The sequence below is a fragment of the Prochlorococcus marinus XMU1412 genome (genome assembly GCF_017696315.1).
In the GTDB taxonomy this organism is placed as follows: domain Bacteria; phylum Cyanobacteriota; class Cyanobacteriia; order PCC-6307; family Cyanobiaceae; genus Prochlorococcus_A; species Prochlorococcus_A marinus_AF.
Map to the genome: position 1 here is coordinate 120,255 of NZ_JAAORJ010000002.1, position 25,301 is coordinate 145,555.

The 25,301-nt window shown below is 31.2% G+C and carries 26 protein-coding genes; 13 read left to right on the plus strand and 13 right to left on the minus strand.

Annotated features, from left to right (window positions below; translation table 11 throughout):
- Positions 1-300 precede the first annotated feature (300 nt).
- From HA152_RS03385 to HA152_RS03395, 3 genes are all read left to right on the plus strand, one after another.
- Complete coding sequence (locus tag HA152_RS03385) at positions 301-1,359, plus strand: chlorophyll a/b binding light-harvesting protein (RefSeq protein WP_011818131.1); 1,059 nt, start codon at positions 301-303, stop codon at positions 1,357-1,359.
- Positions 1,360-1,453: 94 nt separating this feature from the next.
- Complete coding sequence (locus HA152_RS03390; protein ID WP_209133584.1) at positions 1,454-2,842, plus strand: sodium:solute symporter; 1,389 nt, start codon at positions 1,454-1,456, stop codon at positions 2,840-2,842.
- A gap of 36 nt (positions 2,843-2,878) precedes the next feature.
- On the plus strand, positions 2,879-3,136 hold the full coding sequence (locus HA152_RS03395) for a hypothetical protein (protein ID WP_209133586.1): 258 nt from the start codon (positions 2,879-2,881) through the stop codon (positions 3,134-3,136).
- Here HA152_RS03395 and HA152_RS03400 read toward each other — a convergent pair.
- Entirely contained in the window at positions 3,125-3,793 is a 669-nt protein-coding gene (locus HA152_RS03400) for a glutathione S-transferase (protein ID WP_209133589.1), read from the minus strand. The genes HA152_RS03395 and HA152_RS03400 overlap by 12 nt on opposite strands.
- A 74-nt stretch (positions 3,794-3,867) precedes the next feature.
- Here HA152_RS03400 and HA152_RS03405 point away from each other — a divergent pair, with 74 nt between their 5' ends.
- Positions 3,868-4,410, plus strand: coding sequence for a GIY-YIG nuclease family protein (locus HA152_RS03405; RefSeq protein WP_209133591.1), 543 nt, complete (start codon positions 3,868-3,870; stop codon positions 4,408-4,410).
- Here HA152_RS03405 and HA152_RS03410 read toward each other — a convergent pair.
- Both HA152_RS03410 and crtL read right to left on the minus strand, forming a co-directional pair.
- Entirely contained in the window at positions 4,407-5,114 is a 708-nt protein-coding gene (locus HA152_RS03410) for an SDR family NAD(P)-dependent oxidoreductase (protein ID WP_209133594.1), read from the minus strand. The two genes, HA152_RS03405 and HA152_RS03410, sit on opposite strands and share 4 nt — an antisense overlap.
- A 7-nt stretch (positions 5,115-5,121) precedes the next feature.
- Positions 5,122-6,405, minus strand: a complete 1,284-nt coding sequence (gene crtL / locus HA152_RS03415; RefSeq protein WP_209133596.1) for a lycopene beta cyclase — start codon at positions 6,403-6,405, stop codon at positions 5,122-5,124.
- Between the two features lie 225 nt (positions 6,406-6,630).
- Between crtL and HA152_RS03420 the strand changes: the two genes are divergently transcribed.
- On the plus strand, positions 6,631-7,632 hold the full coding sequence (locus HA152_RS03420) for an SDR family NAD(P)-dependent oxidoreductase (protein WP_209133598.1): 1,002 nt from the start codon (positions 6,631-6,633) through the stop codon (positions 7,630-7,632).
- Here HA152_RS03420 and HA152_RS03425 read toward each other — a convergent pair.
- The gene (locus tag HA152_RS03425; protein ID WP_209133605.1) at positions 7,603-8,634 is read right to left on the minus strand and encodes a mechanosensitive ion channel family protein; all 1,032 of its coding nucleotides are present in this window, start codon (positions 8,632-8,634) and stop codon (positions 7,603-7,605) included. The two genes, HA152_RS03420 and HA152_RS03425, sit on opposite strands and share 30 nt — an antisense overlap.
- A 78-nt stretch (positions 8,635-8,712) precedes the next feature.
- The gene (locus HA152_RS03430; RefSeq protein WP_209134643.1) at positions 8,713-9,279 is read right to left on the minus strand and encodes a hydrolase; all 567 of its coding nucleotides are present in this window, start codon (positions 9,277-9,279) and stop codon (positions 8,713-8,715) included.
- Between the two features lie 120 nt (positions 9,280-9,399).
- On the opposite strand from HA152_RS03430, the gene HA152_RS03435 reads away from it, so the two are divergent.
- Positions 9,400-9,852 carry a Fur family transcriptional regulator gene (locus HA152_RS03435; protein ID WP_209133607.1) on the plus strand — a complete coding sequence of 151 codons (453 nt, stop codon included), beginning with the start codon at positions 9,400-9,402 and terminating at the stop codon, positions 9,850-9,852.
- A gap of 9 nt (positions 9,853-9,861) precedes the next feature.
- Here the strand turns inward: HA152_RS03435 and arsS are convergent, their stop codons facing one another.
- Together arsS and stpA are read right to left on the minus strand one after the other, a co-directional pair.
- Complete coding sequence (arsS, locus tag HA152_RS03440; protein WP_209133609.1) at positions 9,862-10,794, minus strand: arsenosugar biosynthesis radical SAM (seleno)protein ArsS; 933 nt, start codon at positions 10,792-10,794, stop codon at positions 9,862-9,864.
- A 40-nt stretch (positions 10,795-10,834) separates the two neighbouring features.
- Positions 10,835-12,055, minus strand: coding sequence for a glucosylglycerol 3-phosphatase (gene stpA, locus HA152_RS03445; protein ID WP_209133611.1), 1,221 nt, complete (start codon positions 12,053-12,055; stop codon positions 10,835-10,837).
- Positions 12,056-12,221: 166 nt separating this feature from the next.
- Between stpA and HA152_RS03450 the strand changes: the two genes are divergently transcribed.
- The 4 genes from HA152_RS03450 (at position 12,222) to HA152_RS03465 (ending at position 16,786) form a co-directional block, all read left to right on the plus strand.
- Positions 12,222-13,730: a hypothetical protein gene (locus tag HA152_RS03450; protein ID WP_209133613.1), complete on the plus strand. Its 1,509-nt coding sequence runs from the start codon at positions 12,222-12,224 to the stop codon at positions 13,728-13,730.
- Between the two features lie 91 nt (positions 13,731-13,821).
- Positions 13,822-14,481 carry a hypothetical protein gene (locus tag HA152_RS03455; RefSeq protein WP_209133615.1) on the plus strand — a complete coding sequence of 220 codons (660 nt, stop codon included), beginning with the start codon at positions 13,822-13,824 and terminating at the stop codon, positions 14,479-14,481.
- Between the two features lie 72 nt (positions 14,482-14,553).
- Positions 14,554-15,882, plus strand: a complete 1,329-nt coding sequence (locus HA152_RS03460; RefSeq protein WP_209133617.1) for an O-acetylhomoserine aminocarboxypropyltransferase/cysteine synthase family protein — start codon at positions 14,554-14,556, stop codon at positions 15,880-15,882.
- 13 nt (positions 15,883-15,895) lie between these two features.
- Positions 15,896-16,786: a homoserine O-succinyltransferase gene (locus tag HA152_RS03465; protein ID WP_209133619.1), complete on the plus strand. Its 891-nt coding sequence runs from the start codon at positions 15,896-15,898 to the stop codon at positions 16,784-16,786.
- 5 nt (positions 16,787-16,791) lie between these two features.
- Here the strand turns inward: HA152_RS03465 and HA152_RS03470 are convergent, their stop codons facing one another.
- Together HA152_RS03470 and HA152_RS03475 are read right to left on the minus strand one after the other, a co-directional pair.
- Positions 16,792-18,357 (minus strand): SulP family inorganic anion transporter, encoded by a 1,566-nt coding sequence (locus HA152_RS03470; RefSeq protein WP_209133621.1) that lies wholly within the window; start codon positions 18,355-18,357, stop codon positions 16,792-16,794.
- Between the two features lie 30 nt (positions 18,358-18,387).
- On the minus strand, positions 18,388-19,662 hold the full coding sequence (locus HA152_RS03475) for an FAD-binding protein (RefSeq protein ID WP_209133623.1): 1,275 nt from the start codon (positions 19,660-19,662) through the stop codon (positions 18,388-18,390).
- Positions 19,663-19,709: 47 nt separating this feature from the next.
- Here HA152_RS03475 and HA152_RS03480 point away from each other — a divergent pair, with 47 nt between their 5' ends.
- On the plus strand, positions 19,710-20,846 hold the full coding sequence (locus HA152_RS03480; RefSeq protein ID WP_374939236.1) for a sirohydrochlorin chelatase: 1,137 nt from the start codon (positions 19,710-19,712) through the stop codon (positions 20,844-20,846).
- A gap of 382 nt (positions 20,847-21,228) precedes the next feature.
- Entirely contained in the window at positions 21,229-21,486 is a 258-nt protein-coding gene (locus HA152_RS03485) for a DUF2811 domain-containing protein (RefSeq protein ID WP_025900388.1), read from the plus strand.
- Here the strand turns inward: HA152_RS03485 and HA152_RS03490 are convergent.
- Positions 21,473-23,113 (minus strand): GMC oxidoreductase, encoded by a 1,641-nt coding sequence (locus tag HA152_RS03490; protein WP_209133633.1) that lies wholly within the window; start codon positions 23,111-23,113, stop codon positions 21,473-21,475. The two genes, HA152_RS03485 and HA152_RS03490, sit on opposite strands and share 14 nt — an antisense overlap.
- Positions 23,114-23,219: 106 nt before the next feature.
- Here HA152_RS03490 and HA152_RS03495 point away from each other — a divergent pair, with 106 nt between their 5' ends.
- Positions 23,220-23,693, plus strand: a complete 474-nt coding sequence (locus tag HA152_RS03495) for a pentapeptide repeat-containing protein (RefSeq protein WP_209133635.1) — start codon at positions 23,220-23,222, stop codon at positions 23,691-23,693.
- Positions 23,694-23,695: 2 nt separating this feature from the next.
- Here the strand turns inward: HA152_RS03495 and HA152_RS03500 are convergent, their stop codons facing one another.
- From HA152_RS03500 to gloA, 3 genes are all read right to left on the minus strand, one after another.
- Positions 23,696-24,088, minus strand: coding sequence for an LEM domain-containing protein (locus HA152_RS03500; RefSeq protein ID WP_209133637.1), 393 nt, complete (start codon positions 24,086-24,088; stop codon positions 23,696-23,698).
- A 2-nt stretch (positions 24,089-24,090) separates the two neighbouring features.
- Positions 24,091-24,588 (minus strand): VHS domain-containing protein, encoded by a 498-nt coding sequence (locus HA152_RS03505; RefSeq protein WP_209133639.1) that lies wholly within the window; start codon positions 24,586-24,588, stop codon positions 24,091-24,093.
- Between the two features lie 264 nt (positions 24,589-24,852).
- Positions 24,853-25,242 carry a lactoylglutathione lyase gene (gloA, locus tag HA152_RS03510; RefSeq protein ID WP_209133641.1) on the minus strand — a complete coding sequence of 130 codons (390 nt, stop codon included), beginning with the start codon at positions 25,240-25,242 and terminating at the stop codon, positions 24,853-24,855.
- Positions 25,243-25,301 lie beyond the last annotated feature (59 nt).

The window sequence follows — 25,301 nt, forward strand, 5'->3', positions numbered from 1 at the left end:
ATTCTTTGAAAATGAGGCAATAATCACCACGGTGTAATGAAACAAAACATCGTTTAATGTCAGCAAAATGAAATTTATTTAACTTATTTGAATTTAAAAATACTTGTTTATTTGATAGAACTTATATCTCTGAGAATAATTTTTCTTCATTAAATCTACCTTCTTTACTCTTGTCTTGCCCTTGGAATAATTTTTGTTTAGTAATAGTTAGGATTACTAACCTTTACAATTTTGTTATGAATTCAACTGTTTGGTGAAATATAAAGTATTCTCAAAACGTTTAAGCTAATCAATTCCTAAATGCAAACCTATGGAAATCCAGATACTACCTATGGATGGTGGGCTGGTAATTCAGGTGTAGCAAATCGCTCAGGAAAATTCATTGCTGCTCATGTAGCTCATGCAGGATTAATTGTTTTCTGGGCGGGTGCATTCACCCTTTTTGAACTTTCACGATTTGACCCAAGCGTCCCAATGGGTCATCAACCTCTAATCGTTCTTCCCCACTTAGCAACTCTTGGAATAGGGTTTGATGCTAATGGTGTTGCGATGGGAGATACTAAACCTGTTCTTGCGATAGCAATAGTTCACTTAGTTTCTTCTATGGTTTTAGCAGCCGGAGGACTTTTACACTCTTTACTTCTTCCTGGAAATCTAGAAGATTCTGATGTAGCAAGAGCTAGAAAATTCAATATTGAATGGGATAATCCAGACAAATTGACATTTATTCTTGGTCACCATTTAATTATTCTCGGTTTCGCAGTTATCGCTTTTGTTGAATGGGCAAGGGTTCATGGAATTTATGATCCAGCTATTGGTTCTGTAAGACAAGTTGAGTATGAATTAAATTTGGCCAAAATTTGGAATCACCAAACAGACTTTTTGACTATTGATAGCCTTGAAGAAGTAATGGGAGGCCATGCTTTTCTTGCTTTCGTTGAGATCACTGGTGGTGCTTGGCATATTGCTACTAAGCAAGTTGGTGAATATACCAAATTTAAAGGTAAAGGACTTCTCTCTGCAGAAGCTGTTCTCTCATGGTCACTAGCTGGAATAGGCTGGATGGCTATTATTGCAGCCTTCTGGAGTGCAGCTAACACAACAGTTTATCCAACTGAATTCTTTGGTGAACCACTTGAATTGAAGTTTAGTATTTCTCCTTATTGGGTAGATACCGTTGATCTTCCTGATGGTGAGTACACTTCAAGGGCTTGGTTAGCTAATGTTCATTACTATTTTGGATTCTTCTTTATTCAAGGTCATCTATGGCACGCTTTAAGAGCACTAGGCTTTGATTTCAAGAGAGTTACAAACGCTATCAGTAATATTGATAGTGCAACAGTTACTCTTAAAGATTAATTTTTAAATTCTTCTTACCAATATCAAAAGGCTCCTCTTACCGGAGCCTTTTTTATTTGAAAAATTTTGTTTATTAATTTAGATTTAGAGTTATATGTTTTTGAAATCATTGAATATTTTTTCGATACAGAATAAAGATATTTTTTCAAATTCTCTATTGATAAGTTTTTTTGGATTGTTAATTATATTTTTTTTGTTGATTTTTGGAAGGAAATTTAAACTAGCTGTTCAACTCGAGAGATTTGGATTGCCGATAGCAGTCATATCAGGAATTTTAGGTATATCTATAGGCCCTTTTGGTGCGATACACTTTTTACCAAAAGAAACAATAAATGTTTGGAGTAATTTTCCTACTCCTCTTTTATCATTAGTCTTCGCAACTTTAATGATGGGAAGACCTATACCGAATATAAATGGTTTAGTTAAACCGATTTTTAATCAATTTCTATTAGCTCTTTCACTAGGTTTCGGACAATTTTTTGTCGGTGGCCTTGTTGTCAAATATTTTCTGCCTCCATCTATGGAAGCAAATCCTCTAATGGGTTGTTTAATAGAGGTAGGTTTTGAGGGCGGTCATGGAGCTGCATCAATAATCGGTGAAAGTTTTAATAAACTAGGTTTCCCAAATGGTTTAGATCTTGGTTTGGCTATGGCAACAATGGGTCTTTTATCCTCTTCAATATTGGGTAGCATATTCATCTTCCTTGGTAGAACTTTAGGTCTTTCAGATACTGAGGAAATTCTTGAACAAAAAGATACTTTAAAGGGAAAAAATAAGACAGGAATTTTTGCAGATTTAAAAATTTTAATAATAAATCTTGGATTCTCTGGGTTGGCAATTTCTTTTGGTATTTTGCTACTTAAATTTTTAAGGTATATTTCAAGTTCTTTTGGAGATTTTTCGAAGGAAATTATTTTTTCACTACCAGTATTCCCTTTTATCCTTATAGGTTCGCTCCTTATAAGATATATTTTAGAGAAAACCAAAAATACAGAATTTATTTCAAATATTCTGCAAAGGGAGATTGGTATTTTATCCACAGATTTGTTGATTTTTACAGCTATGGCGAGTTTAGATATCGCAGTTGTTTTTGATAATTGGATACTTATTTTAGTGTTTACTATTTTCGGTTTATTTTGGAATTTATTCTGCATTGCTTATTTCGCATACTTTATTTTTGATGATTATTGGTTTGAAAAAAGCTTGATAGAGTTTGGGAATTCTACAGGTGTAGTAGCTTCTGGGTTACTTCTTTTAAGGCTTGCAGATCCTAAAAATATTTCTAAGACTTTACCAATTTTTACCTCAAAACAGCTTTTCGCTCAGTTAATTCTTTCTGGAGGACTATTTACAGTTCTTGCACCATTAATGATTTCTAAAATTGGGTTAGATTATTGGACAGAAATTTGTGCCCTAATTACATTCGCAATTCTCTTAATTGCATTGATTTTTAATAAAGTAGAGATGAAAAAGTTTCAATAAGAACCCTAGAATAGTATTAGCCTAAATTTTATTTTAATGTCATTTACTCCCTACGATATTCCACCTCAAGAAAATAAAGGGAAGTGGTTTAGGAGTCATTTACTCGGAAGGGAAATCGAACTAGGAGAATTGTATAGTCTTGGATCAAATGATTTAGATTTGCTAATGGCGGAGACTGCAGAAATTAGAAGCGATCTTGATTTTAAGGAAAGAAATATTGGGAAATTTAGGACTGCAGGATATTTTTTGGAGTTAGCAAGAATAATTGAAAAAAGGAAGTTGTTAGAAAGTTAAATTAGAAGGAAAATAATTCTTTGTATAATTTGGTTCCCATAATTCGTATTTATACATTAAGGTTTTAAATTCTTTATTATTCTCAAATGAATCTAACCAGTTTTTTATCGAGGGTTCAAAATAATTTATCCTTTTTTGACTTTCACAAGCGATTCTAAATTGTCTTACAAAAGGCCAAACAGACCAATCAGCGATTGTGGGGCTATCTCCGAAAAAATATTTGTTTTCTGCAAGTAGTTCGTTCCATCTCTTTAGAATTTTAATAGCATTTGTGAAATGAAATTCTTCATCACTATCTTTATATCTTGTGGCATATTTAAATCGATCTAAATGATATTTGAATTCTTTATCGTTTTCATTAATTATTTCAAAAATAGCTTCCTTTTTGTTCTCAGGAAAATAAATTAATTTGATGTTTTCCTTTTTCGACTCTGAGAGAGCCCACAGGATGATTTCAAGACTTTCTTCAATAACTTCACTATTTTTTTTTATAAGAATTGGAACCGTTTTCGTCTTTGAATTTTTTAAAAAATCTAGAGGTTTATTTTTTAAGTCAATTTCTCTTATCTCTACTTTTATTTCGCAAATTAACAGGGACCATCTTGCACGAATTGCATATGGACATCTTCGAAATGAATATAAAATATCGTTTTTCATATTGTAAAAACTTTTAATTTCCCTAATTCTTTTAGTATTATCTAAATAGGAATAGTATTAATCTTACAACGCAAATGTCGGGATATGTTTACCTTATTAGAGTAGGAGACCTTTATAGGATTGGGAAAACGGATAATCTTGAAAAGAAAATTAAAAAATTAAAGCCAGATGAATTATTAACATCAATTATGACTAAGGAGCCAGAAACTCTTGAAGCAAGATTACTAAGAAAATATAAGTCGCAAAGAATTCCTGAAACTGGTTATTTAAAGCTTTCTAAAAGACAAATTAGAGAATGTAAAAAGCAATTTGAATTAAAGGGTAGCTTACCTCACACTTTAGATGCTGAAGTTTCTATAACTCTATTTGCATCTTTTTTATTGTTTTCATTAGGTTCTTTTATTTTTAATTATTTAAATTTTGGATTTGTAAGATCTATATCTTATTCTTTCGGAATTGCATCTCTACCAATGGTTATATTATTTATTACAGGTAGTTTTGGCGGATACTTTTCTGAAGATTTATCTCTTTTCTCATTGTTAACTAATCGAATAAAAGGTTTATTTATTGCAATTGCAATGCTTTCAATGGCTTACTTAATTTTTAATTTAGGTTAAATTTCATAGTTACAATTTAAGGCGATTTCAAATGGAACTGATTGAGTAGGTAATTTAAGAATAGTTGAGCATATTTCAGCAATATCTTCAGGTTGTGTCATGCTTGATTTGTCTAAAGAAGAGATATTTTGGGCCATTTTTGTATTAACCCAGCTTGGGCAAATTGCAGAAATCCTTATATTTTTATCCCAACCTTTATTTTTCATAGTTTGGCATAATCCCATCAAAGCAAACTTTGAAGAAGAATAAGCGGCTAAATCACCTTTGGATCTTTTCCCACTCATTGAAACTAAAACAATAATTCTTCCTCTTCCAGATGTACATAAATGATCCCAAGAAAGCCTACATAAATGCCAAATTGCTAAAAAATTGATATTTAATGTATTTAAAATATCTTCTTCATCACCATCTTTGTATAAGAAAGGAACTTTCGATAATACTCCAGAACAATTTATTACTGAATCAAATCCTCCAAATTCATCTACGGTATTCTTTATCCAATTTTCAGCTGTAATTTTTTTTAAAGCATCATAGTGGTTGATTATAATTTTCCCTTTTGGCCATTTTTTTGGATCAATAGCGCTTCCTTTTAATGATTCTAAATCTCTTATGCCTATACTAATTCTATTGCCTTCTTTTAATTCTTTATGTGCAATATTTAGTCCAATACCTCTGCTGGCTCCACTTATTAATATGGTTCTCATTTTTTAACTATATGTTTGGAAATATTATCCTAAGTAACATTTTGAATTCTCTTCCATGCATAATCATAAGACCTTTCTTTACACTCCATGGAGCCTTTATAAACATTACGCACATAGCATATACAATCTCTTTTAAAGAAAGAGTATCAGTTAGAAACCCATACCATTGATTTTTAGGTAGTTGGAAAAAACTGCCAAAAAATTCTCTCAATAGTTTCTCATCAAACCTCATGAGTTTTTCTAATCCAAATTGGTAAAGTGATTTCTTCCTAATTAATTCTTTTGACCATAAAGCTTCCCAACCTTTTCTAGCAATATGATAGGTACTCAGATTTTTGTTTTTAATTGCTTCTGAGACTGCCTTAGCAACAAGTGGAGCTCTTCTTAAAACATTACCAATTAAATATCCAGATGCAGGATGTACCATTGAAGCAGCACCACCATATCCAAGTATTTGTTGTTTGAAATCTGGTATTGGCATATTCATGGGGAGAAATAAGCCAAGCTCTTCATGCTGCATGCTTGTGATTGATATATTTCTATAAGAAAGTCTCTTCTCTAGTCTCTCTTTCAAATTTTCCATTGTTAGAGGATTAACTAAACCAAGAGATGTCTCTTCAAGAAAATATTTTCCATCCCCCATATCCATGGCATAAAGAAAAGTGGGAGGTTCTTTTTTTTGCTCATCGTTAAGATGGTCATTTCTATAGTCCATTAATACAAACTGCTCTTTTTTAAGTGGCGGTTTACTAAAATTACCTACTATCCCATAACAAGTTTGAACTGCTAAGGGACCACACGATTTTAATTTAAGAAAAACAGGATCATATCCTGTTGCATCTACAACTAATCTTGCAGAATAAGTCTTGCCATCTTTTGTAGTTACTGTACTTTTGTATTTTTCAAAATGTATTTTGTTCGCAAAGCCTTGATGCCATTTAATAAGAGACTCATTGCATTCATTAAACCAATAATTGTGGAGTTTCTTCTTATCAAATAGTCCATAATCTAGTGAATGTTCAGTGGCTTTATTCTCGTCGTCCTGTTCTTCTAAAGCTCCATGCCCAAAAAAACTTACAGTATTCTTCCATCTATATTCAAGTAAATCCTGTAGCCCGAGTTGATCAACTTCTTTCCCCCAAATGCCATATGTGTTTGGCCAAGGTTCATCTGGTCCATTTGGAGAAAGCACTTCAACATCTAATTTTTCCTTCCCTAAAGCTGAGGCAATTGCCATACCTGCAGGACCTGCACCCAAAACAAGAACATCTGGCATGTTTTCTTTTGACATTAAATATAAATATTATGATTAAGGAAATTTATGGAACAAATTATTACTTCTGCGCTTAGGACTATATATTTCATCCAATACTTGTAATGAGAGTAGATTAATAATAATCAAATTACTCAATTACTAGTGACTAAGTTTTCAGTGTTTTAACAATAATTTATAAGATTACAAAATAAAAAATACTTAATAATATTTTTTTTATTATAAAAATATATGGCAAGTAAAATGATTAAAAACAAAAACATTTTAATTACTGGAGGTAATTCGGGCATAGGGCTTTTTGCCATCATTAATTTACTGAAGACGAAAAATAATTTATACGTGGTATTAAAATCTAAATTAAGAAAAAATGAATTTCTCAAAATAATTGAGAAATATTTTAATAAAAATTACCTTAGTAAATATTTAAATATTATTGAAAATTGTGATCTTTCAGATTTAGAGAATATTAAAAAAATTAAAGATTATTTTATTAGTAAAAAGATTTTTGTAGATGTAGTTGTTTTAAATGCAGGATTACAATATACAGGCTCTTTTTACCCTAAAGTATCAAAACAATGCATAGAATTAACTTTTGCGGTAAATCATCTTGCACATTTTTACTTAGTAAATATCATAAAAGATTTTCTTAGAGATAAAGAAGAATCTAGAATCATCATTACATCATCAGATGTTCACGACCCCAAAAGTTCAGGTGGCAATATAGGAAAGAAAGCGGGACTTAATAACCTAGTTGATTTTAGAAAAAAAGTAACTGGGCAATTTTTAAATTTTAATGCTGATGAAGCTTATAAAAATAGTAAGTTATGTAATATATTGTTTGCTAAAGAACTTGAAAAAAAATTAAAAATGTCCTCTAGTAAGATTTCTGTAATTACTTGGGCTCCCGGTCTAGTAATACCAAATGATGATTCCGGTTTTTTTAGATATAGTAAACGTTTTAATCTTTTTGGATATTTCATTTTCTCTAAAGTTGCAAAAAATATTTTAGGAATTTCTGAAAGCATAGAAAATGCTGGAAATATTCTTTCTCAGATTGTCCTTGATTCAAATTTAAATAATATTGGTTACGTACATTTAAGTAATAAACTTATATCTTTTAAAAAACATAAATTAGTAGAAAGTAAGGTTAGTGATGAGGCAAATAATTCTGAGTTGGCTTCAAAACTATGGATTTTAAGTGAAGAGATTTGTAGATCATTTGGCTTTGTTACTTTCAATATTTAAAGTTTGTGTTGGGAATGCAAACTCTATATTATTAACCGCAAATTCCTCAATAATTTTTAAATTTATAGATTGTTGAGCTTCCATTGCAGCGAGATAATTATTTGTTGGGATGTAATAAACAAGTTCAAAATTAAGACTGAAGTCACCGAAATCTGTGAAATGACATCTATCAAAAGACGCATCTTTTGTCTCTTCAACTATTTTTTTAATTATTATTGGAATCAATTTCATAAGTTTTGGAGAGGTTTCATAAACAACTCCCAATTTATGTACTAACCTCCTTTTTTCCATTTGGGCGTAATTTGAAATTATTCCATTTGTTAGGGCGCTGTTGCTCATTACTATCACTTCTCCATTAATACTTCTTATTCTTGAGGATCTTACTCCCACTCTCTCAACCATTCCGAGGACCCCATCAGATTTTATAAACTCACCTTTTTGAAAAGGTTTATCAAGCAAAATTGTTATATATTCAAAAAACTCCTGAACTGGATCTTTCAAAGCTAATCCTGCTCCGATACCTCCCGCACTTAGTAAAGCCCAAATAGCAGTCATTTGAACACCTATATTTTGTAAGAAAAATATTGAGCCAATAGTCCATGTTAATGCTTTTATCAATGGAGTTAGTGAAGATACCATTGAACTAATTGAGGAATCATTGATTTTCGAGGTCGATTCTGTTAAAGATCTTATTAAAACTTTATTGAGAGCTTTTATGATGATTATTAATATAAATAATTTCAAAATATTCAATAAGACAGATATGAAAGTTATTTCATCAGCAAAAAAATAGTCAATTGAAAAATAAAATGAGAGGAGGAAACCTATAGGTTTTACAATTCCAGAAATCACCTCAAAAATAAAATCATCGAAATTTGTTTTTGTTCTTTTGGAGACTTTTTTAAAAAATATTTTTAAAAGTTTAGAAATTATTATCGACAATAAAGTTCCAACAAAAAAAATAGATATTGCCAGAAGGAAGTTTTCAGTAACTAATTTCATATTCAAATAAACCCTAAAAATTTATCTCTAATAAAATTTTAAATTATCTCTAAACAACAAACCAGTCTTTATTTTTCTTTAACTAATTATTATATTTCTAATTTCTTTAAATTCTTTTCTATCCGCAGTTTTGCATAATTCAAAAATTATTGATTCAGTTGTTGTTAAGATCGCCCCACTCTTAGTCATTCTTTGTAAGGCTATTTCATGATCTATCCTATTTCGACTTCCCATGGCATCTGATATGAGAATAACTTCAAATCCTTTTTGTATACAATCTAAGACAGTTTGTTGAATACAAATATGAGTTTCGATCCCACAAACTATCAAATTTGTAATTTTCTTATTTTTAAGTTCTTTTAAAAATTCTTGTATATTAGCTAAGCTAAATTCCATTTTCTCAACTTTTTTAAATCCATTTTTGGGCAATAATTCAGGTATCGTTGCACCCAATTTGCAGGGGTTCTGCTCAGATAAAAAAATGTTTTCTTCTAAAATTTGATAGGCTTCTATTAGCTTTTTGATGTTTTTGGTTATTGAATCCTTGTTAAATATTGCTCTTAGAATTTTTTCCTGAACATCTATTATTAGTAAAGCATTCACTTTTGGTGATAGTTTGTAAAAAGATTTTTCATGCCCCTTCATCATGTGTATTTAAAGATATATTCAACATAGTATTTTGAACAACTTTAGTAAACATTTTAAAGCAAAAAGTTGTTTTACTCTCATCTAGAGTTATTATTGAGAATAGCCGTGGGTTAATTATTGTCATTATCCTCTCAATACAATGTCATCACATCTCCTCTCGGAGACGGTTTACATAAAGATGGGAAGAGGTTAACTCCTCAAAGGCTTAAGGTTCTTAATTTATTTGAAAATATTGGTTCTGGGAAGCATCTTAGTGCTGAAGAGGTACATGAAAAGTTAGTTAAATCAAGCTCCAAAGTTTCACTTGCAACAATTTATAGAACTTTAAGACTTTTAGTGCAAATGGGTTTGCTTCATGAATTAGAACTCAGTGAGGGCGGGCACAGATATGAGTTGCTTAGTAATGACACTCCTGATCATCATCATTTAATTTGTATTAGGTGTGGTAGAACAGAAGAATTCGAAAATGAAGAAGTTTTAGAAGCAGGCAAAGTTGCAGCAAAAATAAATGGGTTTAAACTAATTGAATCTTCTTTAAACGTAAGAGCTATATGTCCTAATTGCATTTAACAGATTTTATTAACTTAAACTCCCTCCGCAACTTGATCCTGCACCTGCAGTACAGGCAAAACAATGTTCTTTTACAGCTACCCTGTAGTCAAAAGTAAAGGACTCATCCAATAGATCAAAAAGTGTCTTTGGTCCTTTATTCTCTCGGAAATTTATCTGTTGATTAAAGTCACAATCGTAAATTTCTCCAAGCCAATTTACACTAATAGTTTTTTTGCACATAAGATTTTCTAAATTATTTTCATTAAAATTTTCTTTTAGTAATTTGTAATAAATATTTAGTTTCCCTTCCCTTCTTAGAGATTCTTGATATCTATTAATTGGCATATTAGTTATCGTGTATAAGTTATTAAAAACAATATTATATTTTTCGAATAGTATTTTTTTATAATCTTTTTCCAATATTTTCTGAGAAGGTGGAAGAATTGGGCTTACAGGATTGTAAACAAGATTTAATTGCAATCCATTTTCTTTCTTTCCATACCCTAGATCATTAAGAATTTTTATAGCATTAATACTTTTTTCAAAAACCCCAAGACCCCTTTGCAACTCAACATTATCTTTTTCATAACATGGTAGCGAAGCAGTAACTATTACTTTATTCTTTGCAAGAAATTGAGGAAGATCTCTATAACCTTCTTCAAAGAAAATTGTTAAATTGCATCTATCAATAATATCAACTTGTTTTGTGCTCAAACTAGCTATTAGGTTTTTAAATTCTGGGTGCAGTTCTGGCGCGCCACCTGTTATATCTAAAGTCTTGATTTTGTACTTATCAATTATTTTTGGAATGAGAGATATTATTTCATTGGACATCTTTTCAGTCCTTAAAGGACTTGAATTAACATGACAATGCTTACAAGCCTGATTGCATTTATAACCTATATTGATTTGCAATGTTTCTATAGGTTCTTTATATATTGAGGGGAATTTTTCTTTCATAGATCTATTATTTATAAATTGTCATTTGAAAATTCAAAAGTCAACTATTTTTTTTAAAGTTTGATCTCTTATTAGCAAGTTCAATAAACCAACTTATATATTCTTTGGGACCATTTTGAAAAATCAAGTCAAACTTTAAGTTGTCATAAAGATCACTGATCCCTTTTAAACCAGTTTTTTTTGTAGAAGGTCTTTCAACTTCACCGGAACTACTATCTACAAAAATTATTTTATTATTAATGCCAAATTCATTCCCTAATATTTGTATAAATTCTAAAAAAGATCTGTCACTTCCTCCTCTCAAAAAACTCTTTTCACCATTATTTTTTTTTGATGTTATTGTGTCACCAACTCCTACAATTAAAGGCATATCTACTGTTTGAATGGTACTTTTGCATAAATCAATTTTTCCCGCAATAGAATTTGGAGAGTTTCTAAAATTAAAATTACTTCCAAAAGGAGCTTTACCAGTTTTATCCTCAATAAATTTATTTAAAAGAAATAAGACTCCAGAATCTTTAACTGCTCCTTTAATAAGTAATTGTATGTCTGTTGATCCAATATCATCTTTAGAAGAAAGTTTAATTCTTTCTTTACCATTTTTATTTCCTAAATTTGGTGAAATATGCAGGAAAAATGAGTTTTTAAGGCCTTCGGATTCAGCTTTAAAGATGATTTCATTCATCATTTTTTCAAAACTAATTTGAATAAGCTTTCTTTTATCAGAATCATTTTTAACTAAATCAAATAGGCTATTGAAATTAATCGTTGGCGAAAAGCGTGTTTCGCATATTGATTTTACTGCGTGAAAATTGATATCTTCTTGGCTAAGTTTAGGAAAAATATTCTTAACTATAAAATTAAATTTTGGTCTTATTAGACAGGGTACTTTAGATAAAAAATTTAGTTCTTTTTCTGAGACTCCTTCAAAACTTATTTTACCATTGTTGTCTTGATACTCTACTCCACAGGCGGCTAAACCTCTTAAATATAGTTCTTTGTTTTTTGGCTCAGTAGTGCTTCTTAAACTCCTTTCTATTATTCTGTTAACACCTCTTGGACCTTCATGTTCCCCGCAAGTTAATACAAAGAATTCCTCTGCAAATTTTTTTACTGCATAGATATAATTTGATTCTAATTCTCTAGTCATTGGATCTTTAACTAAAGGGATACAAACTCCATCAATGTCTTGAATAATTAAGATATTTTTAGAAGAAATTAATTGTTTTTGTGCCTTTAAATTACTTGCCATATATTCCATATTTATAATTATTTGTTTTTTAATTTAATTCCTATATCTGAGTGAAATTATAAATTAAAAAATTCAATATTTACAATAAATAATTTGCTATGGTCAAGAATTGCTTTAATGTAGAAAAATGTTGGTATGGGTTAGAAATTAAAAAAATTATCAAGAATTTCCAAAAATGAAAAATAATTTTATAGAAAATATGAATGATGAAAAATATTTTTATTCATTGATTGAAGATTTAGAGAACAGCAAAGTTGGATTCTACAGTGTAGGTTTATATCCTGCATCATTAGCATATAACTGTGCTTTGCATGGAAAAGCAAATAATATTCTCCTAGCTCCTAGGGAAGATAGAGATTTGTTAGGCGCTTTCTCAAATGATGTTCTTTCTGATATGGATAATGAGACTGTTGAAAAGATTAAGAGAATGGGACATTATTCTTCAGAAGGAATAAGAAAAGCTTTTGATCTAAAAGATCTTCTTTTGGAATGTGAAATTGTTATTCTTGCTTCAAACAGTAACCATATACAAGATGATGTTAAACATGCTTTAAAACTTAGAAAAACTTTAAAAAGAGAAAATGTGGTTCTTGGTTGCCTCGTTGGTTCTTTTTGCATTGACAATAAAAACAAAAACCCTTTTATTCTCTGTAAAAAATATCCAAATTTAGCTTTTTTTACAGGATTTCATCGTCACGGAGCTTTACGAAATCCTAATGATAGTTTTACAGCGAATTTCTGTCATCCTGATGCCTTAACTGCTTTAATAGGAGCTCGAATTTTGAATCAATTGTCACCAAAAATCCAAGTTTCTCCTGGAGTTCATAATATTGAATGTCAATACATAAAATCAATAAAAAATATATCATCCATATTCGCAGGTTTTGTAAATAACTTTCATTCCGATAAGCCAGGAATGCTACCTACCATTAATACGATTTTGTTAACACAATGTTTGGATCAGGCCGCATCAGTATCTTTACAAGTTAGAAAAGAAAATAAATTAGACAATAAATATCTTTCATTAAAGGAACTTGGTTATGGTGAAGAAATAATTAGTGCAAAGGAAAAAATTAATGATAAATTTTTCGAAAAAGGAGATTATACTTTTTCTCAATTAAATGCGGTTAAGGCTGATGTTTTAGGGAGCATGACACTGCCAACTGAAGGAAAACCAACAAGGAATTTCCAGGCAGGACAAGTTTTGTCAGATATGCTTTTGCAACTCAATAGATGCCCAAAAGATGTCTCAGAATTTGTAAATTGGTGTAATAAATACTCTCTCAGTCAAGGGGGTTTAGAAGGTCTAAAATCCTTAAAATTTTGGCCAGACATTTATAAAGAATTCAAAATCAAAAATAATAATTGTTCAATGATTAATCTGATTTATTTATGCTTTAATGCTAATTCAGAAGAAAAAAAAGAAATTTATAAGGTTTTAATTAGTTCAGAAGAAATCACTAATTTTTGCCAAGAATCTGTGAAGTCTGAATTATCTTTAGAACTAAATGAAAAATTAAAAGGAGATTATCTTTTTAATAATATAGAAATCTTTTACAAGAAATTTTTTATTGACAAAGAGGAAAATGATCTTAAGAATAATGATTCTATTAATCAAATTTCTAAAAAGAATCCAAGTTATATTAATGTATTGAAAATTATTAATAATTATTTTAATAATTGATTATTTGTTGAATTTACAAAAAACTAAGTTTTTCATTTATTTACTAATCTTGATTGCAGGGTTAGAATTATTAAGGTTTTAAAAGGTTTTTTTGAAAAAGGAATTATCACATCGTTCTCATGAACTGAAAGCTCTTGGTTGGAATCAAGAAGATTTAACAAAATACGAAGATTTGTGGGATTACAGCCAAAGATGGGGATTAATAAATCTAGAAATAGAAGACAGACGGTTTTTAAAGAAAGCAGAAAAGTTACTCCCAAAGATTCAAAATAAAAAGATATCCGTTAAAAAAACTATTGAAGAAAAATCATATTATTTATGGTTAAATTTTTACCTAGATGAAATTTATATTTTTAGTAATTCTAATCTCCCCAAAAATAAACATGGTGTATGGACACTCTTAATTGAAGAGGAAATAAAACTTCTTAAGGAATTACAACCAGTTATGGGTCTTCCAGATACTTTAAAAGCCAAGAATCTATTCGAAAATAGAAAACAGCTTATAAATAAGGCGTTTAGCGAATTTGAAGCTAAAAACAACGATAAGGTTTTCAACTTTGATGAGGTTTTAAACAACTCTGAAAAAGATGTTGGTAAGAATTGGAAATCAATTACTGAAAAAGATCCCGAGGCTAATAAAACTTTTCCAATAATTGAAGCTTCAAATATTGAGAAACTCAGATCTGTGATAAAAGAGGATTTGAGTTTGTATATGAAAGATAATTACCCCTCATTAAAAAAGGATTTATAAATATTTATCTTTTTTTTGTTTTTTTTTTGGACTTTTCTAAGTTAAATAGATAATAGGATTATTTAAAAAATTTTGAGCAACCAAAAGTTCGAGACACTTCAGTTACATGCAGGCCAAGTTCCTGATCCAACTACAAATTCTAGAGCAGTTCCCATTTATCAAACTAGTTCCTATGTCTTTGATAATGCAGAGCATGGAGCTAACCTTTTTGGATTAAAAGAATTTGGAAATATTTATACTCGACTTATGAACCCCACCACAGATGTCTTCGAAAAAAGAATGGCAGCTTTGGAGGGAGGAATGGCAGCACTTGCAACATCCTCAGGACAAGCTGCTCAATTCTTGGCAATCGTAAACTGCATGACAGCAGGGGATAATTTTGTCTCTACATCTTTTCTATATGGTGGGACCTACAATCAATTTAAAGTACAATTTCCAAGATTAGGAATAGAAGTTAAATTTGCAGATGGTGATAGTATCGATAGTTTTAGAAATAAAATTGATGATAAAACCAAAGCAATATATGTCGAATCAATGGGAAATCCTCGGTTCAACATTCCAGATTTTGATGGACTTTCTGCTTTGGCGAAGGAAAATGGAATTCCTTTAATAGTTGATAATACCCTTGGTGCTGGTGGCGCTTTAATAAGACCAATTGATTTTGGAGCCGATGTTGTTGTAGAAAGTGCAACGAAATGGATCGGTGGACATGGAACAAGTATCGGAGGGGTTATTGTTGATGCGGGAACCTTTGATTGGGGAAATGGTAAATTCCCACTAATGAGTGAGCCAAGCGCTGCTTATCATGGACTCGTTCATTGGGACGCTTTTGGTTTCGGTAGTGATATCTGCAAATCTTTGGGAGTACCTGATAATAGAAATATAGCTTTTGCGTTAAGAGCAAGACTTGAATGCCTGAGAGACTGGGGATCAGCTCAAAGTCCTTTTAATTCATTTTTGTTATTGCAGGGTTTGGAAACTCTAAGTTTAAGAATAGAAAGACAAACTGCTAATGCTCTTGAATTAGCAAAATGGTTGGATTCTAATTCTAATGTAAGTAGTGTAAATTACCCGGGCCTAGAATCTGATCCATATTACTCAAGTGCCAAAAAATATACTACTGGAAGGGGTATGGGTTGCATGCTTATGTTCTCTCTTAATGGGGGTTATGAAAATGCAGTTAAATTTATTGATTCCTTAAAATTAGCGAGCCACCTTGCTAACGTGGGGGATTCCAAAACATTAGTAATTCATCCGGCTTCAACAACTCATCAGCAATTATCTGAAGAAGAGCAATTATCTGCAGGTGTTACTCCAACGATGGTAAGAGTTTCTGTAGGAATTGAGCATATTGATGATATAAAAGCAGATTTCGAACAAGCACTTTCACAAATCACATAGGAAAGGAGATTTATTGGCTTTAATAATTCCTAGTAACTATCACAAGATTAGTGATGTTGAGAAAAATCACATATCTTGGATCGAACCAGAATTGGCAAAAAGACAGGATATACGTCCTCTTAGGATTGGTATTTTAAATATCATGCCTCTTGGCAAGCAGTATGAATTTAACTTACTACATCCACTTGGTTTATCCCCTCTTCAAATTGAGCCAGTTTGGATAAAGCTTGAAACTCACTCTTATAAAACATGGGATCTTAATCATCTAAATAATCTATACATAACTTGGGAAGAAGCAAATAATCCAGAATCGTTAGATGGAATCATTATTACTGGAGCACCTATTGAACACCTAGCCTTTGAGGAGGTTAAGTATTGGGATGAATTTGTGAAAATTGTAAATGAAGCCAGAAATTCTTGCGCTAGTACTCTTGGATTATGTTGGGCGGGCTTTGCGCTGGCGTATTTGGCAGGGGTTGATAAGCAAGTTTTTGATAGGAAATTATTTGGGGTATTCCCTTTAAAAAGTCTTGTTCCAGGCCACCCTTTGATGGGTACACAAGATGATGAGTTTATTTGTCCTCAAAGTAGATTTGCGGGATTACCAGATTTGGAAATGGAGAAGGCCCAAAAAGAAGGGAAATTGAATTTGTTGGCTTATGGAGAAAACGTTGGATATACAATATTTGAATCTAATGATCAAAAACAACTTATGCATTTAGGCCATCCTGAATATACGGTGCATAGAATTATTAGTGAAATTGAAAGAGACAAAGAAAAGGGAGATGTACCTCCTCCTGAAAATTTTGATCTAAATAGTTCAAAAACCGCTTGGAGATCTCATCGGAATTTGCTTTTTCAGCAATGGCTTTGGTTTTGTTATCAACAAGTTAGTCTTAATTAACTTTTTTAATGAGCGCTTTCAATGCCACCTAGTCTTTCAAATAAGTTAAGACTTTCTTTATTTAATCCTACAATTTCAACTTTAGAACCACCATTCTGGAATTTTCTAATAATTTGCTCAAGAGCAACAACGCCACTTTGATCCCAAATATGAGCTGAAGACATATCAATTACAATATTTTCAGGATGTTCATGAATATCAAATCCTTGTAAAAAATAAATTTTACTTACAAAAAATAATTGTCCTTTTACTTTGTAGGTAATCAAATCATTTTCTTTAGCTTTTGAGACAGTTATAACTTTTGCGACTTTTCTGCTGAAAAGAATTGCTGCTAATGCAACTCCTGCAATAACTCCAAGCGCAAGGTTATGAGGTTTTGTAAGCATTGTAACTGCAAATGTCATAAGCATTACTGCACTATCGCTTTTAGGTATCTTTCTAATATTTTTTAATCCATTTATATCTGCTGTACTTATTGCGATTGTTATCATGATTGCTACTAAAGCAGCCATTGGTATTGCTCCAATCCAAGACTTCAAGAGGATAATCATAATTAGTAAAGATATACCTGAGGAGAGGGTTGATAATCTAGATTTGCCACCATTTTCAGTATTCATAACAGATTGCCCAACTAAAGCACATCCTGCCATTCCACCAAATAAGGATGCCACAATATTCGCGATTCCCTGTCCTCTTGCTTCTTTATTTTTATTAGAACTTGTATCAGTTACATCGTCTAAAATGTCTTGCGTTAAAAAGGTTTCCATTAAACCCACGAGAGATATTGCAAGGGAAGTCGGTAAAATTATCCCTAATGTTTCAAGACTAAAAGGTACTTTCCCATTTTCTATTGATCCAAAAGGGAGAGAAATACTTGGTAATCCATCAGGTAGTTTACCCAAATCACTAACTGTTGGGACATCTAGATTAAAAAATATGCTTATAAGAGTAATTACTACTATTGCGATAAGTTGAGATGGGACTACTTTTGTGATTTTTGGAAGCCCATAGATAATTACTAATCCTAGGATTACAAGAATCCAAACTACTGGAATCTGAGACTTAATTGGATATTGACTGATAGTTTGTTCAACTAATCCTTTTGATTCCTTAATACCTATTCCTAACTGAGGTAGTTGTGCTTGAAATATTAAAAGTGCCAATGCATTTACAAATCCACTTAATACTCCTGTTGGAACGAATCGCATTTGGTAGGCAAGTCTTAAATATCCCCAAAGAATTTGGAATATTCCAGTTAATATTCCAGCTGCAATAAGATATGGGACTCCTAATCCAGGAGCTTGTGATTCTCCATAAGCAACAAGTCCAGTCATTAAAAGAGCTGTTGAACCTGTGGCTGAAGTGATCATCCCCCTTCTTCCTCCAACAATGGCAATTGTTATAGATAAGCAAAAAGCACCAAAGAGGCCAACTTTAGGATCAACACCAGCTATTCCTGAAAAAGCAATTGCTTCTGGGATCATTGCAAAAGCAACAACTAAGCCAGAGAGGATATTTGACTTTGGATCATCTAACCAATTTTTAGATAAATATCTCGAGAAATTTGACATTTTAAGTTTCTTTATAATTAAGAAGTTACCTCATAGAGGAGGCAAAATACCTTGTGGGTCAAAAATATTCTTTAAAGTTTTTAATTCGTTCATTCTATTTCCAAAGGCTAATGTAATTTCTTCTTCATGAGAATTCAAATGATTATGCAATTGGGCTAAGTGAATATTTGGATAAAATCTTTTTAGCTTGCTCCATGATTCATGAATCCATTCCAGAGCGACATCTTTTTCTTGAAGATCATTTTTTTTCCATGATGCATATATCCATGGTTTCCAAGTACTTTTTCTATGAACAAAAAAGCTTGCTCCATGATTTAACTTTTTAGTTTTGCCACCTAATTGTTGAGAAGCAATATAACAGGAATTATTAGGTTTATTATCCATTATTTCACTCAAACATTTTATAAAAATTGGGATATCATTTTTTAAATCTTCTCCAAGAAGACTAATTACCTCAGAATGATTATTTGCATTCAGCTCAAATAAATTCAATTCCTTTGGAAAAAAATTAATTTTGTTAAAGTTTTCATAAAATTGTTTTTCTAGAGCAGGAAATTTATCTAGAAGCATTAAGTTTTCTTCTGTTCTTTTATCCTCTAAATTATTGAGTTCAGCAAAAATATATATATAAATTTTTTGGGCATAAATCCATTGAAGACTAATATTTTCTGGAAATTCCTCTGATAGTTTTATTATTTCTGAGAGTTCATTTAGATTTACAAATCCTTCAATAACCTTTATTGGATGTGATTGGATAGTCTTAAGTTCTATTTCGGTAATAATTGAAAAGAAGGGTGCTGCGCCTTTAATTGCTTCCCAAATCAATTGTTCTTTTGGACTTATTTGATTATTTTTTAAAGAGATAAATGTGCCATTTCCCAGGAAACCTTTTATTGATTCAATATTATCAATGGCTAATCCGTAGGCTCTACTGAGCGGGCTTACTCCACCAGTGAGTATATAGCCTGCTCCAGGAAGTTTAGAAAGTCCGATTGGAAAACTTCGATTATGTTTTTGTAAATGATTTAATAGATCCCCCATTATTACTCCACCTCCAATTGTTACTAAATTGGTTTTTCTATCTAGGTGAATTTTGTTGTAATTTTTTCTTAGATCAAGAGTTGTAAAACCATTTTTTGCACAACTAGAGGTTGTACCTCCACTACATACGCAAAGGTACTGGAATTCTTCATTAGAATAGTTATCCTCAAAAAATAAGGACTCATCAACGTCATAAATTAATTTCTTTAATTTTGCATCTTTTGAGTTGATATTTGGAACTTCAAGCAAACTATTATTTTTCACTACATGATATTGTTCTTTACTATTATGGTATAAGTAATAACTTGATTTTGGATAATTTAGATTCGAAGTTAAATAATCAAGTCGCGATACTTATCTGTGGACACGGAAGTAGAAATAAACTAGCCATAACTGAATTTCAAGAATTAACTAAGTTTATCCAAAAAAGATATCCAAATTTTTTGATTGAATATGGTTTCTTGGAATTCGCTAAACCTTCACTCCTTGATGCTCTAGACAAATTAAGAGATCTTTCTATAAAAAAAGTAATTGCAATACCCGCAATGCTTTTCGCTGCTGGCCATGTGAAAAATGATATACCTAGCTTGCTTATGAATTATTCAAGTAAAACAGGTATTGAAATAATTTATGGAAGAGAATTAGGTATTAATAATTTAATGATTAGTGCTGCTTGTGAAAGGGTTAAAGATGTATTTAAACAAAATAATACTCTCAAACCTGAAGAATCATTATTAGTTGTTGTTGGCAGAGGTTCTTCTGACCCGGATGCGAATTCCAACGTTGCAAAAATTACGAGAATGATCGTAGAAGGTATTGGTTTAGGGTGGGGGGAAACAGTTTTTTCTGGGGTAACTTTCCCTCTAGTTGAACCTGGCTTGAAAAATGTTGTGAGACTTGGTTATAAAAATATAATTATTTTTCCTTATTTCCTTTTCTCAGGTGTCCTTGTCACAAGAATAAAAAGGCAAAGTGATTTAGTTGCCATTAATAATCCAAATATTTCATTTATACATGCAAAATATCTTTCGTCACAGCCTTACGTGGTCGACACTTTTGTAGAAAGGATTGAAGAGATTCTTAATAACCAAGGTAATAATTTTATGAATTGTTCAACTTGTAAATATAGATCAAATTTATTTGGTTTTGAAAAAGAAGTTGGAATGGTACAAGAAAGTCATCATGACCATGTAGAGGGCTTGGGTATCAGTTGTGATTTATGCGATCCTGAATGTAATGGTGCTTGTGAAATACAAAATCAAATACCAACTCATAACCAAGAAAAATCAAACTCAGGACGAGGAGAGAGCTTAGAACATGAACATGAACATGAACATGTAGAGGCTCATCAACATGAACATAATCACCATCACCATCACCATAGTATTTATCCTAACTCAAAACACCCTTTAGGACCTGTCACGCTTCGCCTGCCTAATAAAGACTAAATCTTAAGAAATACCATTGAAAATCAATGAATCATCCGTCTCTTTCTCGACTTAGTCTTAATAGACTCAGTATATATAAGTATTCTTAATATAAAATCTTGAAAGTATTTTGAGCTAGATTTTCCACAATTTACAGGTTGTTTTCCACGTCCAAATCCACATTGGATTAGAACTGCCAGTATTTTTTAAAAAAAACAGGACTTCAACATTATTGTTGACTTTTCTTTAAGATCTATTCAATTTCCTTATTTGAAAAGGAAGTTTTTTAAAAACACACTTATAACATGAGTCTCATTTGATAATTTGAAAAGTTTTCTATCAGATATTTTTTGATTTTTTTAGAAAAAAATATCATTATAGTTATGCAGAGAAAAATAGATTTATGGACCAAATCAGCCAATCAAATTTAACTGATAAGAAACTTGTCGAGTGCTCTTCAAATAAAGTCTCTTTAGAAACAGAGCTTTCAGAAACTCTTTATAACACTATGAAAGATTTCGTATTAAGTAACCCAACTTGGGATCAATATAAGCTTATAAATTCAGCTTTAGCTACTTTTCTCGTTCAAAACGGATGTACAGATAATTCTGTCTCTGAAATTTATTTAAATCAATTATTTACACCTTCTAAGTCTTTTTAATATTTAAACAGGCTCTTCTACTCAAAGCCATCATTGTTAGTGTGGGGCTTTGCCAAGATGATGTGGGCCAGCATGCTCCATCTAGTACAAGTACATTCTTGCATCTCCATAATCTATTAAATTTATCGACTACGCTATTTTCTTCATTAACCCCCATTGGTGCTCCCCCTACTTCATGAATGTAATATCCAGGAGGAGGAGGACTATCTGAAAATGCGATCAATTTTTTTGTAAATAAACTCCCTAATGGGATATTCATTAGTTCATTAATATTTTTTATTTCTCCATTTGCAGCTGTGATTGATTTTCGTATTGTATTTTCCATATGTTTGGCCATGTTTAACTCATTTTCGCTCCATTCGAATTCAATGTAGGGAATTGGGATACCCCATTCATCTGTTTTTCTTGAGAGAGAAACTGAGTTTTTTTCTCTAGGAAGGACTTCGCCATGGGCGATAAGAAAGCCAATAGATGTGTTTGTGTCTTTTTGCAAAAATTTAGGTATACCTAATCGATCAATTGCCCCCCAGATTCCATAACCTCTGTGGAAATTTATGTCGTCAATTTTTGGTAAATTTGAACCGAATGGAATAAAGAAGCTGCCTGCTCCAGAAAGTTCGGGAGTATTATCTAATGTTTTTCCTGCATTATTTGTTTTTGGGACTGAAAAAAATCTACAGATAGATATATGGTCCATAAGGTATTTACCTAATTTCCCAGAATTATCTTTAAAACCTGAGGAATTTGATTTGTATTCTGAGTTCAGTAGGATTCTGAGTGTTGAAATTGTTGATGCACAAAGAAGAATTAAATCGCAATTCAATACTTCTTTGTGTCCATTTTCTAAGTTTACAATCGTTAGTTTTGATGCAAGCTCTGTGATCTTGTTAACCTCAAAAGATTCCACTAGGTGATTTGAAATTATTTGAACATTCCCAGTATCTAAGGCCTTTTTAAAAGTGCTTCCTGTACTAGAGGATTTGGGCCATTTTTTATCTTTTACTGATGAATTACGGTCAAATCCTCTTGATTGCATAAATGGATAGTTTAATTTTGATTTAACTTTGCTGCCAAAAATATTTTCGTTTTCTGTAAGAGGTATTTCACCACTATATTTACCGTTTGGAACTTCTTTAATGTCATCTTTTCGTCCATAGATGCCACAGAAATTTTCAATGAAATCATAGTGAGGGGATAGTTCATCGTATGAAATAGGCCAGTTTGGTCCGAATCCGTCTTTTTTAGCCGGTTGAAAATCTTCTGAGGAAAGTCTTAATGTTATACCTCCCCACGTTAATGATCTCCCCCCAAATTGTTTGCCTTGGCTCCAAAGAAATGGCTTTTTTGGGGGGAAGTCATAAGGATGCTTCAATTCATTTGAATATAAGTCAGGATTATTTTTCCAATAACCAGGATGTTGGCATTGATTTGCATGTTTTTTTGTTAAAACTCCTGATAATCTTTTTAATGTACTTTTAGGCTCATTATTACTAGCTTCATGCCTTTTAACTTTAGGCCCTGCTTCTATAACTAAAACTTTTATCCCCTGTTCTGCCAATGTAAGTGCGGCTATTCCTCCAGTAGCTCCAGAACCAACAACAATTGCATCATAAGGACTTATATCCAAAACCTAGTTCGTGATTTGTTATTTCAATAAATATAGCATTCAGTAAATAATAAATTTTTAGATTTCAGCTTAAGAAGTTAGAATTTATTGAAATACTACTCAAAAAATGAGATTTATAATTTTAACTGTTTTAATGATTGTTTTAACTCTTCCTTCTAGAAGCTTCGCTGCATTGGATTATGGTAAACAATCATTAATAGGAGTTGATTTTTCTGGATCTGACTTAAAAGGGGCAACTTTCTATTTGACTGATTTACAAGATGCAAATTTATCAGATTGTGAGCTCCAAAATGCTACTCTTTATGGAGCAAAATTGAAAGATACTAATTTAAGTAACTCCAATTTAAGAGAAGTAACTTTAGATTCGGCTATTTTAGATGGAACTGATTTATCAAATACTAACTTAGAGGATTCATTTGCTTATAGTACACAGTTTGAAAATGTAAAAATCCAAGGCGCAGACTTCACGAATGTTTTTTTGCCAAAAGGTATTGTTAGGAAATTTTGTGAAAGTGCCTCTGGTACTAATCCGTTCACAAATAGAGATACCAGAGAAACTTTAGAGTGCGATTACATTTAAATTTATGCACATAAAAGTTCTTTTTTGATTTTTCTTTGTTTAAAAAGTGATCTCCCAATAGGCCAACCTAAAGTAGATAAATGTCTCATTAAAGAACTTGAGTATTTGAAATAAAAATTGCCTGAATATTTGATGTCAAGTTCTTTTAGAGTGGTTATCAATAAACCTAAATCTTTCTTGTTGCCTTTTTTCATTTCCAATAATATCAATGCTTTACTTGATAATATTTTTTCTAGAACCTTATCATTTTCAGCAAAACCAACTTTAAGTGAATTAAATTCATCAGAATAAAGAGTATAAATTATTCCATCTTTGAATTTATCTAAAGAAGTATCAACATTAAACTTCGTTGTTATTAATGTTTTGTATCCTTTAATGATTTTTCTGTTATTCATAATTATTTGATTTCAGTCTGAGCTAATTCGTATTTCTCCAATAGATTGTTTACTTCTGCTAGTGCAATCCTTTTTTGACAGGCCGAGTCATATCTATTTACTGCTACTGAAGGTATCGAACCTTTGCTTTTCATTTCCCTTATACCAGTCTCTAAACATTGAAAAGCGACACTTGATAGATCTCTTCCTTCTGCTGCAGCCCAAACTTTCAAAAGATAAGTAAGATTTGATGGTACTGAGATCTGAACTTTGTTTGAATTTGAAGTATTTAATGCAATATCATCGAGACTAATTTCTTTGGAAGAAATAGTTTCTTTAACCTTTTTCTTCAATATTTTTACTTGGCTTACAGCGTCCTCTTTATTCTTTATTTTTTGTTCTATTTCAAATAACTCTTCTTCTGAATTAATTAATGCTTCTAATGCCCATTTAGCATCATCTTTCGCAACAGCGGTTTTATCAAGCCATTCATCTCTTATTTTTGACCAATTACTAGGCATAAGCTTTATGCGATAATTCTATGATATATAAATCTATTTAGATTGTCTACTCAATCTAAATAGATTTTATCTTGATTTTATAAAGTTTAAATTTTATTTTTAATAATTACTCATCTTAGAAATAATCTTTTCAATAATTGAAACTGCAGAATATATCCATGTGAACTTAGAGGTATTTTTTCGTTAATTGAACACGATATATTTGATAATTCAATCTTTTTAAAATTTAGTTATTTGTTTATTTAATTAAAAACTTCTTAGCTTTTAATCTCTTTCAATAAGTTCAATTTTATAACCATCAGGGTCTTCAACAAAAGCCAAGACAGTAGTACTGTTTTTCATTGTTTTAGGTTTAGTTGTTATTTTACAACCATTATTTTCTAATCCTTGGCAAATTAAGTGAATATCTTTTACTCCAATAGCTATATGACCATATTTATCTCCAAGCTCATAGTCTTCAGACTTTTTGTCCCAGTTATAAGTCAATTCAATTACTGCGTTTTCTTTTTCTGAGCCATAACCAACAAATGCCAAAGTGAATTTTCCATGGGGGTAATCCTTTTTTCGCAATAAATTCATTCCTAATCTATTAACGTAAAAATCAATGGATTTATCTAAATCTCCAACCCTCAACATTGTATGTAGGATACGCATTTTGAATTATAAAACTTAACCAATTATCTAATATTAAATAAACATCTGCCAAAGTTGAT

Excerpts from the sequence above, each read along its gene's own strand:
- HA152_RS03385 (WP_011818131.1), top strand. The coding sequence starts at position 301 with ATGCAAACCTATGGAAATCCAGATACTACCTATGGATGGTGGGCTGGT.
- HA152_RS03390 (WP_209133584.1), top strand. The coding sequence starts at position 1,454 with ATGTTTTTGAAATCATTGAATATTTTTTCGATACAGAATAAAGATATT.
- HA152_RS03395 (WP_209133586.1), top strand. The coding sequence starts at position 2,879 with ATGTCATTTACTCCCTACGATATTCCACCTCAAGAAAATAAAGGGAAG.
- HA152_RS03400 (WP_209133589.1), bottom strand. The coding sequence starts at position 3,793 with ATGAAAAACGATATTTTATATTCATTTCGAAGATGTCCATATGCAATT.
- HA152_RS03405 (WP_209133591.1), top strand. The coding sequence starts at position 3,868 with ATGTCGGGATATGTTTACCTTATTAGAGTAGGAGACCTTTATAGGATT.
- HA152_RS03410 (WP_209133594.1), bottom strand. The coding sequence starts at position 5,114 with ATGAGAACCATATTAATAAGTGGAGCCAGCAGAGGTATTGGACTAAAT.
- crtL (WP_209133596.1), bottom strand. The coding sequence starts at position 6,405 with ATGTCAAAAGAAAACATGCCAGATGTTCTTGTTTTGGGTGCAGGTCCT.
- HA152_RS03420 (WP_209133598.1), top strand. The coding sequence starts at position 6,631 with ATGATTAAAAACAAAAACATTTTAATTACTGGAGGTAATTCGGGCATA.
- HA152_RS03425 (WP_209133605.1), bottom strand. The coding sequence starts at position 8,634 with ATGAAATTAGTTACTGAAAACTTCCTTCTGGCAATATCTATTTTTTTT.
- HA152_RS03430 (WP_209134643.1), bottom strand. The coding sequence starts at position 9,279 with ATGAAGGGGCATGAAAAATCTTTTTACAAACTATCACCAAAAGTGAAT.
- arsS (WP_209133609.1), bottom strand. The coding sequence starts at position 10,794 with ATGAAAGAAAAATTCCCCTCAATATATAAAGAACCTATAGAAACATTG.
- stpA (WP_209133611.1), bottom strand. The coding sequence starts at position 12,055 with ATGGAATATATGGCAAGTAATTTAAAGGCACAAAAACAATTAATTTCT.
- HA152_RS03450 (WP_209133613.1), top strand. The coding sequence starts at position 12,222 with ATGAAAAATAATTTTATAGAAAATATGAATGATGAAAAATATTTTTAT.
- HA152_RS03470 (WP_209133621.1), bottom strand. The coding sequence starts at position 18,357 with ATGTCAAATTTCTCGAGATATTTATCTAAAAATTGGTTAGATGATCCA.
- HA152_RS03485 (WP_025900388.1), top strand. The coding sequence starts at position 21,229 with ATGGACCAAATCAGCCAATCAAATTTAACTGATAAGAAACTTGTCGAG.
- HA152_RS03495 (WP_209133635.1), top strand. The coding sequence starts at position 23,220 with ATGAGATTTATAATTTTAACTGTTTTAATGATTGTTTTAACTCTTCCT.
- HA152_RS03500 (WP_209133637.1), bottom strand. The coding sequence starts at position 24,088 with ATGAATAACAGAAAAATCATTAAAGGATACAAAACATTAATAACAACG.
- HA152_RS03505 (WP_209133639.1), bottom strand. The coding sequence starts at position 24,588 with ATGCCTAGTAATTGGTCAAAAATAAGAGATGAATGGCTTGATAAAACC.
- gloA (WP_209133641.1), bottom strand. The coding sequence starts at position 25,242 with ATGCGTATCCTACATACAATGTTGAGGGTTGGAGATTTAGATAAATCC.